The 14,137-nt window shown below is 40.1% G+C and carries 13 protein-coding genes and 1 pseudogene; 4 read left to right on the forward strand and 10 right to left on the reverse strand.

Annotated elements, in window-relative coordinates:
• Positions 1–108: 108 nt before the first annotated feature.
• A complete protein-coding gene (gene ndk, locus RV00_RS14505) occupies positions 109–510 on the forward strand; it encodes a nucleoside-diphosphate kinase (RefSeq protein WP_071863286.1) in 402 nt (133 codons plus the stop codon).
• Positions 511–738: 228 nt separating this feature from the next.
• On the opposite strand, the gene RV00_RS14510 is transcribed toward ndk, so the two are convergent.
• Both RV00_RS14510 and RV00_RS14515 read right to left on the reverse strand, forming a co-directional pair.
• The gene (locus tag RV00_RS14510; RefSeq protein WP_071863274.1) at positions 739–1,392 is read right to left on the reverse strand and encodes a bifunctional 2-keto-4-hydroxyglutarate aldolase/2-keto-3-deoxy-6-phosphogluconate aldolase; all 654 of its coding nucleotides are present in this window, start codon (positions 1,390–1,392) and stop codon (positions 739–741) included.
• 18 nt (positions 1,393–1,410) lie between these two features.
• Positions 1,411–3,237 carry a glucose PTS transporter subunit IIA gene (locus tag RV00_RS14515; protein WP_071863275.1) on the reverse strand — a complete coding sequence of 609 codons (1,827 nt, stop codon included), beginning with the start codon at positions 3,235–3,237 and terminating at the stop codon, positions 1,411–1,413.
• Positions 3,238–3,546: 309 nt separating this feature from the next.
• On the opposite strand from RV00_RS14515, the gene RV00_RS14520 reads away from it, so the two are divergent.
• On the forward strand, positions 3,547–4,746 hold the full coding sequence (locus RV00_RS14520) for an enolase C-terminal domain-like protein (protein WP_071863276.1): 1,200 nt from the start codon (positions 3,547–3,549) through the stop codon (positions 4,744–4,746).
• A 260-nt stretch (positions 4,747–5,006) separates the two neighbouring features.
• On the opposite strand, the gene RV00_RS14525 is transcribed toward RV00_RS14520, so the two are convergent.
• On the reverse strand, positions 5,007–5,897 hold the full coding sequence (locus RV00_RS14525; protein ID WP_071863277.1) for a helix-turn-helix domain-containing protein: 891 nt from the start codon (positions 5,895–5,897) through the stop codon (positions 5,007–5,009).
• A 149-nt stretch (positions 5,898–6,046) separates the two neighbouring features.
• On the opposite strand from RV00_RS14525, the gene RV00_RS14530 reads away from it, so the two are divergent.
• Positions 6,047–6,658 (forward strand): CPBP family glutamic-type intramembrane protease, encoded by a 612-nt coding sequence (locus RV00_RS14530; protein ID WP_071863278.1) that lies wholly within the window; start codon positions 6,047–6,049, stop codon positions 6,656–6,658.
• Positions 6,659–7,480: 822 nt separating this feature from the next.
• Here RV00_RS14530 and RV00_RS14535 read toward each other — a convergent pair.
• The 7 genes and pseudogenes from RV00_RS14535 to RV00_RS14555 form a co-directional block, all read right to left on the reverse strand.
• On the reverse strand, positions 7,481–8,188 hold the full coding sequence (locus RV00_RS14535; protein WP_071863279.1) for a GntR family transcriptional regulator: 708 nt from the start codon (positions 8,186–8,188) through the stop codon (positions 7,481–7,483).
• Between the two features lie 418 nt (positions 8,189–8,606).
• The gene (locus tag RV00_RS14540) at positions 8,607–9,389 is read right to left on the reverse strand and encodes an IS30 family transposase (RefSeq protein ID WP_338070753.1); all 783 of its coding nucleotides are present in this window, start codon (positions 9,387–9,389) and stop codon (positions 8,607–8,609) included.
• Between the two features lie 77 nt (positions 9,390–9,466).
• Positions 9,467–9,592: pseudogene (locus RV00_RS16725) on the reverse strand (helix-turn-helix domain-containing protein); the annotation flags it as partial.
• A 149-nt stretch (positions 9,593–9,741) separates the two neighbouring features.
• Positions 9,742–9,903 (reverse strand): hypothetical protein, encoded by a 162-nt coding sequence (locus RV00_RS16480; RefSeq protein ID WP_169818958.1) that lies wholly within the window; start codon positions 9,901–9,903, stop codon positions 9,742–9,744.
• Between the two features lie 50 nt (positions 9,904–9,953).
• The gene (locus RV00_RS14545) at positions 9,954–10,394 is read right to left on the reverse strand and encodes a GNAT family N-acetyltransferase (protein ID WP_071863280.1); all 441 of its coding nucleotides are present in this window, start codon (positions 10,392–10,394) and stop codon (positions 9,954–9,956) included.
• A gap of 54 nt (positions 10,395–10,448) precedes the next feature.
• Positions 10,449–11,135, reverse strand: coding sequence for a MarR family winged helix-turn-helix transcriptional regulator (locus RV00_RS14550; protein WP_071863281.1), 687 nt, complete (start codon positions 11,133–11,135; stop codon positions 10,449–10,451).
• 269 nt (positions 11,136–11,404) lie between these two features.
• A complete protein-coding gene (locus RV00_RS14555; protein ID WP_071863282.1) occupies positions 11,405–11,947 on the reverse strand; it encodes an acyl-CoA thioesterase in 543 nt (180 codons plus the stop codon).
• Positions 11,948–12,876: 929 nt separating this feature from the next.
• Between RV00_RS14555 and RV00_RS14560 the strand changes: the two genes are divergently transcribed.
• The gene (locus tag RV00_RS14560) at positions 12,877–14,052 is read left to right on the forward strand and encodes an AI-2E family transporter (RefSeq protein ID WP_071863283.1); all 1,176 of its coding nucleotides are present in this window, start codon (positions 12,877–12,879) and stop codon (positions 14,050–14,052) included.
• The last annotated feature ends 85 nt before the right edge of the window (positions 14,053–14,137 follow it).

Below are 14,137 nucleotides of genomic sequence, written 5' to 3' on the forward strand. Positions count from 1 at the left end.
GTAGAGCGATTTATTCATGTGAAAAATTTATACTTTCTTTATAAACCAAAAAGCCTTGATTTTGAGATCGAGGCTTTTTGGTTAAAATTTTACGAAGAGGTGAGAAAATTGGAGCAAACGTTAGTGATCATCAAACCAGATGGTGTGAGGCGAAAACTCGTAGGAAAAATCATTCAACGCTTTGAAGAACGCGGATTGATCATTAAAAAGATGCAGCAAAAAACATTGGAACAGCCCCTGATTAGGGAACATTATGCCCACTTAAAGGACAAACCCTTCTTTGATGAACTTGTAGACTACATGACTTCCGGACCAGCGATCGTGATCATTCTAGAGCAGAAAAATGTTATCCAAATCGTCCGAAAAATGATTGGTGCCACCAATGCTTCAGAGGCTGAACCTGGCACGATCCGTGGAGATTTTGCGATCGGCACCCCTGAGAACGTTGTCCATGCTTCTGATTCTCTTGAATCGGCAGAGATTGAAATCCGTCGATTTTTCTCCATTTAAACAAAGAAGGACAATCTGAGCTAGCTCAGATTGTCCTTCTTTTTGTTTTTCACGATTTTGGACCTTATAATAAGTAGCACTGGCCGAAAAGGATACTAGGTAGCTTTCTTGTTGTCTCTAATTTACCAATTAACGATAGTTGCTTTGCCATCAAGATACAACGCCAACTAATCTACTCGTTTTTTTGGAATCGCTAGTCGCAACTGGATCGCCTTTAAGCAAACGACTTTAGCCATGATTTACTTTTCTGATCTCCGCTAATTTTTCAACATATTGTTGGGCGATCTCAGTGACTTCAGTAAAGTTGCCTTCCGCGGCTGGTGCAACAAGGTTGCCGCCGACACCGACTGCCACTACCCCCGCCTTGAACCAAGTGGTCATATTATCAAGACTGACACCGCCTGTCGGCATCAAATTGATCTGTGGCAACGGTGCTTTAACTGCTGACACCATACTTGGCCCATAAACACTGCCAGGAAACAACTTAATAATATCCGCTCCGCTTTTTAGAGCCGTCTGCATTTCTGTGATCGTCATACAGCCGGGTAAATAAGGAATTTGGTATAAATTACACAGCTCCGCGGTCGCTGGATCAAAGCTAGGACTGACAATAAATTCCGCCCCCGCCATGATCGCCAAGCGTGCAGTTGTCACATCTAAAACCGTTCCGGCTCCAATCACGACAGCTTGATCCGTTGATTGTTCGACTAGGTCTTGAATCACCGCTTGAGCATTTGGAACCGTAAACGTTACTTCGATTCCTTTGATACCACCGGCGATGACTGCTTGGCTCGTCTGCAAGGCTTCGACTTGATCTTTTCCTCTTACTACCGCAATCACGCCGGCTCTTTCTAAGCGTGCCAAAATATCCATTCGTTTCATATTAAACACTCCCGTCTGCTAATTCAAAACGGCTCTTTCTAATAAAGCCCCTACTTGATGACGTCCTTCTAAATCCCGCATACCTGAAAAAGATAACACGCGATCCATATTCGTGATGACCACGATGATCATTGTTTCTTTGGCTTGACTCTGGATATAAGCCAAATCCATTTCCGCGATTTTGGTTTCGGCTGAAACTTTATCGCCAGCTTTGACAAACACTTCGAAGCCCTTCCCGTCTAATGAGACCGTATCGATCCCCATATGGACTAGTACTTCTACGCCATTATCAGTCTTGATGCCGATCGCATGTTTAGAAGGAAAAACCGTCGTGACTGTTCCTCTAACTGGCGAAAAGACTTTCCCATCAACGGAATCAATCGCAAAACCGTCGCCCATCATTTTACTTGAAAAGACTTCATCCGGTACATCTTCTAATGGCAAATAAGCTCCTTCTGCTACCGCATGCAAATCAACCTCATTGGTCAATTCATCACTTTCATCCACCTGTTTTGGTACTAACATATAGCTTAGTACAAACGATAAGACAAGAGCGATAATGATCCCTAAAACAGCAAAGACAAAATACTGACCGATATAAGCCGGCAAACTAAAGATACTTGATAAAATGTAGCCGTAGATCCGAACACCGAAGAAACTGATAAACGCTGAAGCTACAGAACTGCCGACGGTTGCGGCAATAAACGCTTTTTTGTATTTCGATAAAATCCCAAAGAGTGCTGGTTCAGTAATTCCAAGTAAACCTGAAATTGCAGAAGAGATAATGATTGATTTTTCTTCCTTTGTTTTGACCTTCAGATAAATCGCGGCAGTCGCACCAGTGATCGCCATATTCGCCATAAACATCATTGGCATCAACATATCATAGCCTTGGTTGGCAAAATTTTGCAGGGCGATTGGTGTCATAGCGTGGTGCAAACCAGTAAAGATCGCAATTGGCCGGATCGCACCTACGACAATCCCCGCTAAGACTGGCGAAATCGCGAAGAGCGCTGCCACCCCAGCTGCTAATAAGTTTCCTAAATGGATACTGATTGGACCGATGATGATCAACGTTACTAGTCCTGCTACAAATAACGAAATGGTCGGCGTAAAGACCGTACGCAGGACTTGCGGTAAAACTTTATCTACCCAGCGATAAATATAACTTAACGCTAACACCGCAAAGATGATCGGAATGACTGTGCCGGCATAATTGAAGACCGGCACAGGGATGACGCCAAATAAGTGGAAGGCTGAGATTTTGCCTTCTGCCACTGCGGCAGTCATCGTTGGAAATTGCAGCATCGCTGCGATCGCAATCGCCAAATACTGATTGGTTTTAAAGATTCGTGCTGCTGAAGCTGCTACGAAGAATGGTAAGAAGGTGAAGACTCCACTAGCGATCATATCGATGATCAAATAAGTATCTGTTTGGTTAGAGATCACATTTAACGCGACCAGCCCAGCCATTAATCCTTTGATCATTCCAGCTCCGGCAATCGCCGGTACGATTGGACCGAAAACACCAGAAACAGTATCCATAAATAAAGAAACGGCACCCTTTTTTTCACCGCTTTCTGTTTGGCTGTTTTCATCTAAGCCAAGCTCTTTTGCCAAAGGTGCAAAATAATCGGCCACATCTGTGCCGATCACAACTTGCAACTGATCGCTTTGATATTTTGTGCCCACGACTTTAGGAATTTTATCCAACGCCGCATAATCGACTTTCTTTTCATCCTTTAAATTGAAACGTAGACGCGTCATGCAATGCCATGCATTGTTAATGTTTTCCGCACCGCCAACGTCTTTAATAATCTGTTTCACAATATCCTCGTGTTTCATTGTTTTCCCTCCTTATTTTTTACGGATCAGAATTCGTTTTCCAAAAATGATGAATAATGCCAAATTTTTCTGATTCCGTTTTCACACCCACATAGTAGCATGGCTCAGACAAGTTGTAAAACCAGTCCTTTTACATAAAAATCATTTAAAAACATCTATAAATAAGCGATTATGAATCATTAAGATAAAAATTGGACTGGTTTTTAACTACCTTAACCTATATTTATTAGACCAAATTGACACTGCCGCTGGCGGCATGTTTCAATGAGTGTGGAAATAATTCGCAGAATGAAAATTGGAGTGAACAAAATGACACCAACAATTATTACTAATATAAAAAGCTTCGCTATCAAACCCGATCGCCACAACCTACTGGTAGTGAAGGTGGAAACAAATAAAGGCGTGTCCGGTCTCGGCTGTGGCACCTTTCAATTCCGGCCGCTTGCCGTGCAAACAGTCGTGGAAGAATATTTAAAACCACTATTGATTGGCCGTGATGCGAATCAAATCGAAGATATCTGGCAAGTAATGAACGTCAACTCCTATTGGCGCAACGGGCCGATCACCAATAATGCCATCTCCGGCGTCGATATGGCTCTCTGGGATATCAAAGGCAAATTAGCAGATATGCCGCTGTATCAATTACTAGGGGGCAAAGCCCGAACAGCGATCCCAGCCTACACCCACGCGGTCGCTGATAATATGGAGGAGCTTTATTCTGAGATCGACAAATTCTTAGCAGAGGGCTACCGTCATATTCGTTGTCAGCTGGGTTTTTATGGTGGGAATCCAGAAAATCTTCAGACCCCTGAACAACCGATCAACGGTTCGTATTTTGATCAAAATAATTATATGCAGACAACGCTGAAAATGTTTGATGCGATCCAAACAAAATACGGCCATCAATTCCAAATGCTCCACGATGTTCATGAACGCCTGCATCCTAATCAAGCGATTCAATTTGCCAAGGCCGCGGAACCTTACAATCTATTCTTCTTAGAAGATATCTTACCGCCTAATCAAAATGAATGGTTAGCGCAATTACGCAATCAGTCAGCCACACCGATTGCTACTGGCGAATTGTTCAACAATCCAATGGAATGGAAGGAATTGGTCCGCAATCGTCAAATTGATTTCATGCGGGCTCATGTTTCTCAACTTGGCGGGATTACTCCTGCACTAAAATTGGCCCATTTTTGCGAAGCTATGGGGGTGCGCATCGCCTGGCATACACCATCCGATATCAGCCCGGTTGGTTTGGCGGTGAATACGCATTTGAACATCCACCTGCATAATGCAGCCATCCAAGAAAATATCGATATTCCCGAAAATACGAAGAACCTCTTTGGCAACATTCCTTCACCTGAAAAAGGCTTCTTCTACCCGATCGAAGAAAGCGGGATCGGTGTGACCTTCGATGAAGAGCTGGCTGAACAATACCCCGTCGTTTATCGCCCTCATGAATGGACCCAAAGCCGAACACCAGATGGTACGATCGTAACACCTTAACATTTAAATAAATAGCTGAAGCCACCCGTGAAAACGGGTGGCTTCAGCTATTTATAACATTAGAACCAACTGGAGATAAAAAATAAAAGCTTATACTGAGAAGTTGCTAAGATGATTGATATGATAATTTCTCAAAAGTTTGTAACGATGGCTATTCCAATTAAAATGGAAAAATACCTATATTTTTATCCTTTAGTTTAATTGGTTACCAGCTTAAACGTGACTATAGCATACAGCGTAATATCCCCTCAAAAGAATGGTCAATTTTGAATGTCTGCTTCAGACAAAATCTCTTTCAAAATCCTGTCGGCTATTTCGGCATGAAACTCGTATTCTAAGTCTCTAAAAATTTCGATCGTTCGATTGGCTTTAGCAATTGCGTCTTGATTTCCCTTTAGTAAACTTACAAGTGCTTTAAAGAAGAAGTAATAGTTTCGATAAAACATTTGATTAATTTCTTTTGTAAAGTCGTTTAAAACAGGAAGTATTTTCACAGCCTCTTCCAACATGTTAGAAAATATTAATTTCGTCATGCCATTTATCAGGAGTGTGCAAATTATCGGTTTGCCATCTTCGAAATCTTTATACTGATCAATACTGTTTAGAAGCAACTTAAAATACTGAGGCATATCAAAAATATCAACGAGGTCCATTACATTACAAAAAAAGCGATAGTCCTCCATTGTCCATGCTTGAATGTTCCGAAGTAGTTTTTGAATATCTTCCTTAATTTGTGGTTCAACTGTACCGCCAACGATTTCACCCGTAGCGTAGTAAAAAGTCAATTGCTCAACACGAAAATCTATTTGCAACAATCTTTCTTCTTGATGTTCACTGTTAGGATATTTTGAAAGATAATCTTGTTTAAATTTTTTTAATGCCGCCAAATCATTATGATTACCAAATTTGCCAATTGAACTATAAAACCAGGAACTTTCACTTTCCTGATAATCCCTATGTAGATAAAGAAATTCATCTACCTCCATCGGAAATCTGTCAAGAATCTGTAGCAGTAGATAAAAAGAAATATCGTGTAACCCTTTTTCAAATTGAATAGCATAGGATTTTGATAGGATATCAGTATACAGCTCGTTTTGCTTAATGCCTCGATTCGTGCGTATATGTCTTATTGTTTCTCCGAAATTTCGCAAATGATCACACCTTTATTTTTTAGGTACTAAATATGATACTTTTTTTTATATGTACTAAATTGATGTTATACTCCGTTTACTCAAGTTTAAATGATGTTTTGAGTAAAGACAAATAACTGTACCAGTAAATTAAAGGAGAAATGATGAGTATGAATACACTTGAAAAAGTAGATATCAAAAGTAGTAACATTCTTTTAGGAGCACTATTTTTAGGTATTGGTTTTGTGATGCTTTCACTATTTGCTCGGGGCTGGTGGGCTTTATTTGTAGGAGGAATTGCAGCCTGGGCTATTATTTTTAAAAAGGATTCATTGTCCGCTTTCCATTTTCCCAAACATCTTTGGGTAATTCTATTAGGATTTTTTGCATATGCCATTTTGGGTGCTGTGGTTGGTTTTTTAGCATTAAAAATTGGTTTATCGTGGACATCCAACCCTGCTGCTGGACATCTAGGTAGTATTATTTTAAAAATACCATTTATGCTAATGGGTGAAGAATTATTAGGTATTGGGGTTTTAGAAACGGCAAGGAATAAAGGCTTATCTTTAACCGCAAGCACTTTCTTGAGCGCTTTGATTTTTGGTCTAATCCACAGTTTTGTATATTGGGACGGCTCCTTGTTTTCTACTTTGCTTCACGTTTTATTACTTCAAGGTGTGGCTCGCCTGATTTTTAACTATGTTTACTTAAAGACTGATAGAAGTATCTGGGGTTCTTGGATCTCTCATGTTCTAGTTGATCTGGTAGGATTAGCAATATAAAATTTTATTTTGCCCTTTGCTTAATTTCGCTTTTTTGGAGAAAATATTGAAAGGTAGAGTGAAGTTGAAAAGGAAGGTAGCCTTAATTTGGAAACAATACCTGAAGATGTCGGTATTCAAACAAATATAAAGGCATTTAATGCTGACCTACAGATTCTGATCTCATAACAGATAGCACATAGAGAAACGGAAACGCTTTTTACAATCCACATAAAGGTACTAAAAAATATTGTAGAATCGCTTTCTCAAGCATACAATGCATAGCTTATCTTGTTAAATCAACAAACAGTTAATCTTGATAATTTTGAAGCAGACCGTTCATTTATATGGATGGCCTGCTTTTACATACAAGTGAAATATGCAAGATAGATGCTTACTTAATTGCTTTTTGAAAGGTTAGCACCTGAACGGCTAGTTAATTCAAAAATGAAAAATAGAAAACTTTACGATAAAATAAGCTCAAAACTACAAAATTCAAAGAGTGTTTCAATCTACTCTGGAAAAGTTAACGAATTATCTTTGAAATTTGATACAAGAAAATAGAAACTGTGATGCCCAGCTCGAGTTCACCGGACATCAAAATTTTCCAAACCGTTCTCTTTTAGGATTTGAAGCATGTTTAGAAGCTACTTTATTAACCTATAGTTTATGCTTGAAAAGCACAAAAGAATATTCCAACTACTCTAAGATACTCACATGATCATTTAAAAAATAATTAGCAATTTGGCTAATCTATACATATCACAATACCAGTTTATTCCCTTAAAAATAAACAGCTTCTTCTGAAATATATCATTCATTTTGAAGATGGGATACATCCCTTTAATCAATCCTAGATTGATGGATCTCTCGGTCGAAGGGGCGAATGTAGGTAACCGAATAATCAATCGCGATGATGCTACTGTATTCGTAGACCTGACCATCTTCTAAGATCGCTCGATTCGAGATCTGCATCGCCGGCGTCCCACGTTTACACAGCAACACATTGGACTGTTCTTTCGATGTAGTGATAGGATCATAGCTGGTAATATAATGGGAAATACGGTAGCCCTTTTTTTCGACATAATTCTGAATCGAATGTTCCACGATCTCTTGAGACAAATCTGGGAACAACGCCACAGGCATTTTGGATATCTCCAGCTGTTCGATCTTATAATTAACGATCCGCACCCGTTCAAAAGTCCAGACTTCTTCCGGCCCACTCATTTGAAAAATCTTCTGCTCCTCCAAAGTTGCGGGAGCTTTTTTCAGCCTCAACATCTTTGAATCGATCCGATCATACGGTGTGCGGGTCAAAGAATTAAAAATTAGTGGGTTTTTGACCCATTCCTCGTGAACAAAAATTCCCGAACCTTGAACCACCCGAACGATTCCAATTTCTTCCAAATTTTTTATCGCTTGTTGAATCGTAAAACGAGAAACACCATAGATTTTCGCCAGTTCTCGCTGATTTGGCAGCTTGCCAGCTTCAAATTCCTCTTGATAGATTTTGCTCAATAAGTCTTGCACAATGAATTCTCTTTTTTTCATAAAAACTCCTTGATTGAAATCGATACTCTAACTATACACGGATTTCCTTTGAAAGTTAATTGGATTTTTAGTTGAAACCAGATTGAATGCTTATGACTAGCTTTATTCCCCTCACTTCCAATTTTTCAAAAAACTTGTTGTCATTGGAGTCAAAGTCAAACTTTTAAAAAAAATCGCGGTTCTTGTCCGTTGAATACAAACTTTTTTAGCGTTTACGCTTTCTTTACTAAGAAAGGCTTTCGCGAACTCGCTCAGCTATTGAACAATCAGACCAAACGATTTCTAACTTGCTTCTCAAATTTCGAAATCGTTTTACTTATTGCTGATAATGCTAGTTTGTGAAGCCGGACATAGATATACCTGCTGTAAAGCGATTTATTTATGTGAAAATTTTATGTTTCCTTTATAATGTAGATTGTCAAATCAAGTGCAACACTCGATTAAAAAATACTTCAAAAGGGGTTTTCCAGTTTAAGCATTTGCGAGGTCGTGTATTTATTTTTCTCAGTACTTCTTTTAGTATTTGTGGTGTAACTTTATCTAAACTCTGATGTTTAGGGAAATATTCTCTTAATAATCCATTTGTATTCTCATTTGTGCCACGCTGCCAAGGTGACTGTGGATCCGCAAAGTAAAAGGGAAGCCCCTCTAATTTTTTAGTTACGTCTTTGTGAAATGAAAATTCTTTTCCACGATCGGGAGTCATGGTCCTCCTTTTTGCTTTAGGGAGTCCTTTGAGCAATTCAATCATACTGTCTTTGACTGGGTCTGCTCTTTGTCCTGGCACTTTCTCAGCTAACAAGTAGCGAGATTTCCGATCGGTTAGGGTAATCAAACAGGCGCCCCCCATTTTACCAACTACTGTATCGGCTTCCCAGTGCCCCAGTTCACATCGAAGATTACCCTCTAATGGCCTTTCATGTATTGTATGCGAAATGACTATTTTTCCTCTGGTTTCATTTTGATTCTGGTGTTTATACTTTTTCCCTTTTCTACGTAACTTCTTCACCACACCACGATGCCCTTGTTTCGGCTTTTCATCATCAAATTCAAAAGCATAGATTGCTCGATAAATAGTCGAATAACTAATCTTTATCGGGTAGTCTTCTAATTCTAATCGATTCGCTATTTCTTCTGGCGACCATTGTTCATCTAAAAAAAGATGTTTGACGATATTCTTTAAATAGAAAATGGATAAAATCTTCTTTCTTCCACAATTTTTTTTTTAAACTTATAAAGCCGGTGTGCAATAGTCGGAGAATATTGGTCTGGTGAAAAAGCATTTCGATTCATTTCCCGGCTAATTGTAGAAGGGTTCCTTCGAAGTTGACGGGCAATTTCTCTTATCGTGTATCCTTGCGCACGTAATTTCGCTATTTCTTCTCGTTCTAAAATGGTAAGATGAGTATACTGACTCATAGATATCCTTCCTTTCAATAGTTATCTCGCAATTACTATTTTACAAGGAAATCATCTATGAGTCTTTTTTGTGTTGCACTTAAAGTGTAAATCCGCCAAACAAAAAAGACCTTCACTCAAAAGGTCTTCGATCCTTACAAATCGTACAACTCATGGTATTTCTGATAATTTACGATCCCTAGCGAAGTGGTGAACAACCGGGATTTGGTCTCAAGTTCGATCCGTAATTTCTCAAATTCTTTGACTGTGTGTTTCTTGGCGTTTTCAGTTCTTTTTGGGTCGAATAGCTCCTTCATAATAAATTCCTCCTTCAGTATTGCTTCCTGAGAGACGGACAAATGCTGCATTAGTTCTCCGAAAAAACGGGGACTTCCACTGCGGGCAATCCCTTCGTCAGCCAAAGAAATTCGATTTCATGTTTTTTAAAGGCAAACAGCAAACGATGATACTCACGCTTTTGATAAAACCGTTGCGCTGACTTGCGGCCAGTTAAAATGATTCGATAATGCCCCTGCTCTTGCGCATATTCTTCGACTCGATTCATTAATTGATCCCCAATGCCTTGCCCTTGATGTTCCGGTGAAACTGCTACTTGGTGAATCCGGGCGATACCCAAAGGATAGAGCTGGATCGCCGCGGTCCCAACAACTTCACCAGCTTCAATCGCAACAAAGACCGCGAGCTTTTTTTCGTTGCTTAAATCTAATTTTCCACCTAAGACTTGTTTACGCAATTTTAGTGCGCCAGTGTGTTCTTTACTAAATAATTCAGCCATTTCAATTTTCATTGCCAACGACCTCCACTTCTATTGCAAAATGAATGGATCATTTGTAACACTTTCTTACCAGTTCTCCCAATCGCTGTCCCGAGGACCTTTTCTCCGCGGATCAGCGTCTGGGTCATTCATTTCAGGCCCAAATGGACCCGGTCTAAAGCCACGGCCGCCGAACTGGTTGCGCATCTGTTCTTTCCACGCCCGTTTCATTTGGCGTCGTTCAGCTGGCGTCATTTTCCCAAATTTTTCCATGTGAGGATCAAACTGCATCTTCATCGCCTTTAAGGCTTCGATCGCTTCAAAGGGATCATTAGGAAATTCAGGCCGTCCGCCAAAATCCTCGCTCCAGCCATCAATGACTTTATTCAGCAACTGATCGAGCGTCTGCTGTTCCTCAGCGGTCAAGCCTGCAAAAAATTCTTCGGAACGTTCTTGCGGTTGACTTTGATTGGCCTTCTTACGCCCAGTTTCCGTAATATAGATTCGTTTGATACGCTTGTCTTGTTCATCTTCTCGCCGCTCGATTTCGCCGCGACTCTCTAACTTATTCAAAATTTCTGTCAGCGAGCTAGGACGCATGTCCAAAATCTCGGCTAAAACCCCCGACGTCACTGCGTCCTCTTCCGCTAAGATGTCTAAGACCAACTGCTGCGTAGGCGCGCCCTTTTGACAATTGCCAACATCCATTATTCGACGACTGGCACTACCGACATAAGACAGACGTTTCAGTAATTCCTTGGTATATTCACTCATATAAATGCCCTCCTTCATCGTTTGCGTTTTATTTCGGTACCTATTTTTTAGGTACCTAACATTTATTGAGTTCAGTATACTTCGGTACCTAAACATTGTCAACCGATAAAAACAAAGATTTTTTATAAAAAACGATAAAATCCTGATTACTCTCTTTATCAAAAGTCAAAACTAAACGTTCCCAAGCTCCATAGCAGGGTAATTCGGAATCCAATAAACATACAAACAAAAAAAGAAGCTGGGAATTAATATAATCCCAACTTCTTTTTCTAATCCCCGCTGCCTTCATCTGACCATGGCAGTTCAGTCGATAATAAAGCCGCGAAGCGTTTGTATTCATCCCGTTCTTGCAGGCGTGCGGTCCGACGCTTTTCATAGCCATCGCAAACCATCTTTTCTTCCTGCGTTTCAGGTATTACTTGTGGCACGGTGAATTCCGTTTCTTGATTCATATGAGAAGGCACCGCCACAAAGGTCGTAAAGCAAGTCGCGGCCAAATACCGCTCTCCGGTAGAAAGATTTTCACCAATCACCTTAACGAAGACTTCCATTGATTTATTATGACTGCCAGAAACATAGGACTTCACACAGACAGAATCATTGGCGTGCAAAGGTTTCAAAAAATTCAGGTTGTCTAACGAGGCGGTCACCGCCCCTCTGCGGCAATGACGAGAAATCGAGATCGACGCCGCATCGTCGATCAAAGTCATAAGCTTGCCTCCAAATAAATAACCAAAAGGGTTCAAATCAAATGGAAAAATCCGGTGTGTTTGGATTACGCGGGAATCGCGACACGTTTTAGAATCAGTCATGAGCATACTCCTTATTCATTTTAATGTATTTATTTTTCTTGCAGAAAAATAAGTTTGATCTTCATGCCGTATACCATTCTACTACTCTTGCTTATGCAAGAAGGAGAACTGGCATCCTTATTCATTTTAATGTATTTATTTTTTTGTAGAAAAATAAGTTTAATCTTCATGCCGTATACCATTCTACTACTCTTGCTTATGCAAGAAGGAGAACTGGCATCCTTATTCATTTTAATGTATTTATTTTTCTGACAGAACACAAGTTTTAGTTTCAGGTCGTAAATTCTTCTACCCGCCTTGACATTCAATCTACTCGTTTTCTATACCTTGTTCATTCTATCAATTAATTAAGGCTAATTCCTATTTAAGAAATCATTTTTCAAAAATTCTGAAAAATGAACCTCTATTGTCATCGCGCATACCATTCCTCTAATCACACTAAAGTGCGAAGAGGAACTGGCAAACTGGCNGACAGAACACAAGTTTTAGTTTCAGGTCGTAAATTCTTCTACCCGCCTTGACATTCAATCTACTCGTTTTCTATACCTTGTTCATTCTATCAATTAATTAAGGCTAATTCCTATTTAAGAAATCATTTTTCAAAAATTCTGAAAAATGAACCTCTATTGTCATCGCGCATACCATTCCTCTAATCACACTAAAGTGCGAAGAGGAACTGGCAAACTGGCATCCTTATTCATTTTAATGTATTTATTTTTTTCTAAGCGAAAAAAATTAAGTTGATTCGAAGGGCATAGATTCTTCTGTTACTATCCCCCCATTTATCTTATCCTATCATTTTTTCGCAGAAATTCGCAAAAGTATACAGTCTTACGGACATTCGGTATACTAAAAATGTAGCGGGATCTCTCACGGATCAGCTAGCAACACATTTTTTCAAAATGAACGGAAGAAAGAAGGTTCACCCGATGGAAAAAGAAAAACCCTCAAAACTGATTCAGTTTTTTGGCGGTAAAACATCCTACTACCTGATTGGTCTGGTTATTTTAAGTGCTTTAGCCATTTATTTATTGAATACTGTCTCCTTTATTTTCAGACCTTTGGTAGTCATTATTAGTACCGTACTGCCACCTATGATCTTTGCGCTGCTTTTGTATTATTTGCTGAATCCGATCGTGAATTTCTTAAGTAAAAAAGGTCTGTCACGGACCATCAGCATCGTTTTGACCTATGTCGTGATCTTTGGCCTGCTGTTCTTCGGCGGTGCCCGGCTCGTGCCCGTGATCCAAGATCAAGCACAAGATTTAATCAAACAATTTCCGAAATATGTCGATGATTTCCAACAAGCCATCAAAAATCTGTTAAACGCGACACCGTTCGCGGCCTCCTCAGATGAAGCTTTGAACTCATTAGATAAGCTCTCAAAAGATGCCCTTTCTTATCTGGGAGAGAATTGGCAAGATGGCGCGAAAGGCCTTGGGACGCTTTTCTCTGCCGTTTCAAGCACCGCCATCACTTTGTTTACTGGACCGATCATCGCCTTCTTTTTGATCCAGAGTCCCCACAAATTGTACAAAACCTTTATGGATCTTGTTCCACCACGCTTTCGGATGGATGTCAGCTCCTTAGTCAAGATCGCCAATCAACAACTAGGTGCCTTTTTAAAAGGCCAAGTCATCGCGTCATTGTTACTGGGCTTGATCTATTGGGTCGTTTTCTTGGTTCTTGGTTTACAATTTGCTACCGTCATCGCATTAGCGGCCGGCATCTTGAGCATCATCCCGTATATCGGCTCGTTCTTAGCCTTTTTGCCGGGACTTTTCATCGCCTTTCAAGATTCAACCTTCATGGTCGTCAAATTCGTGATTGCTTGGTTCGTGGTGCAATTACTCCACGGCGATCTAGTAGTCCCACGAGTGATGGGGGACAAATTAAAGATCCATCCCATTACGATTTTGGTGGTTTTATTAGTCATGGGCGATTTGTTAGGCTTAGTCGGTGTGATCTTCGGTATTCCGATCTACTCCATGATCAAGCTTTTCGTCGTCTTCACCTTCCGCAAATTCAAACAGCGCTACAATAAATTTTTCGCGGACGAAGGTGCCTACCGTAATACTGGCTTTTCCGAGGACGATTATTTATAAGGCAAGAAGCTACAGCTAGGATCATTAATGGTCCTAGCTTTTTTTTAGTAGGATTAATAATCTTTATCAGAAAGGCTTTCGCGAA

The sequence above is a fragment of the Enterococcus devriesei genome, from assembly GCF_001885905.1.
Taxonomy (GTDB): Bacteria; Bacillota; Bacilli; order Lactobacillales; family Enterococcaceae; genus Enterococcus_A; species Enterococcus_A devriesei.

What these genes read in the sequence shown, in the direction of transcription:
- RV00_RS14510 (WP_071863274.1), bottom strand. Translation starts at nt 1,392, where the DNA reads ATGAAACGAATGGATATTTTGGCACGCTTAGAAAGAGCCGGCGTGATT.
- RV00_RS14515 (WP_071863275.1), bottom strand. Translation starts at nt 3,237, where the DNA reads ATGAAACACGAGGATATTGTGAAACAGATTATTAAAGACGTTGGCGGT.
- RV00_RS14520 (WP_071863276.1), top strand. Translation starts at nt 3,547, where the DNA reads ATGACACCAACAATTATTACTAATATAAAAAGCTTCGCTATCAAACCC.
- RV00_RS14530 (WP_071863278.1), top strand. Translation starts at nt 6,047, where the DNA reads ATGAATACACTTGAAAAAGTAGATATCAAAAGTAGTAACATTCTTTTA.
- RV00_RS14535 (WP_071863279.1), bottom strand. Translation starts at nt 8,188, where the DNA reads ATGAAAAAAAGAGAATTCATTGTGCAAGACTTATTGAGCAAAATCTAT.
- RV00_RS16480 (WP_169818958.1), bottom strand. Translation starts at nt 9,903, where the DNA reads ATGAAGGAGCTATTCGACCCAAAAAGAACTGAAAACGCCAAGAAACAC.
- RV00_RS14545 (WP_071863280.1), bottom strand. Translation starts at nt 10,394, where the DNA reads ATGAAAATTGAAATGGCTGAATTATTTAGTAAAGAACACACTGGCGCA.
- RV00_RS14550 (WP_071863281.1), bottom strand. Translation starts at nt 11,135, where the DNA reads ATGAGTGAATATACCAAGGAATTACTGAAACGTCTGTCTTATGTCGGT.
- RV00_RS14555 (WP_071863282.1), bottom strand. Translation starts at nt 11,947, where the DNA reads ATGACTGATTCTAAAACGTGTCGCGATTCCCGCGTAATCCAAACACAC.
- RV00_RS14560 (WP_071863283.1), top strand. Translation starts at nt 12,877, where the DNA reads ATGGAAAAAGAAAAACCCTCAAAACTGATTCAGTTTTTTGGCGGTAAA.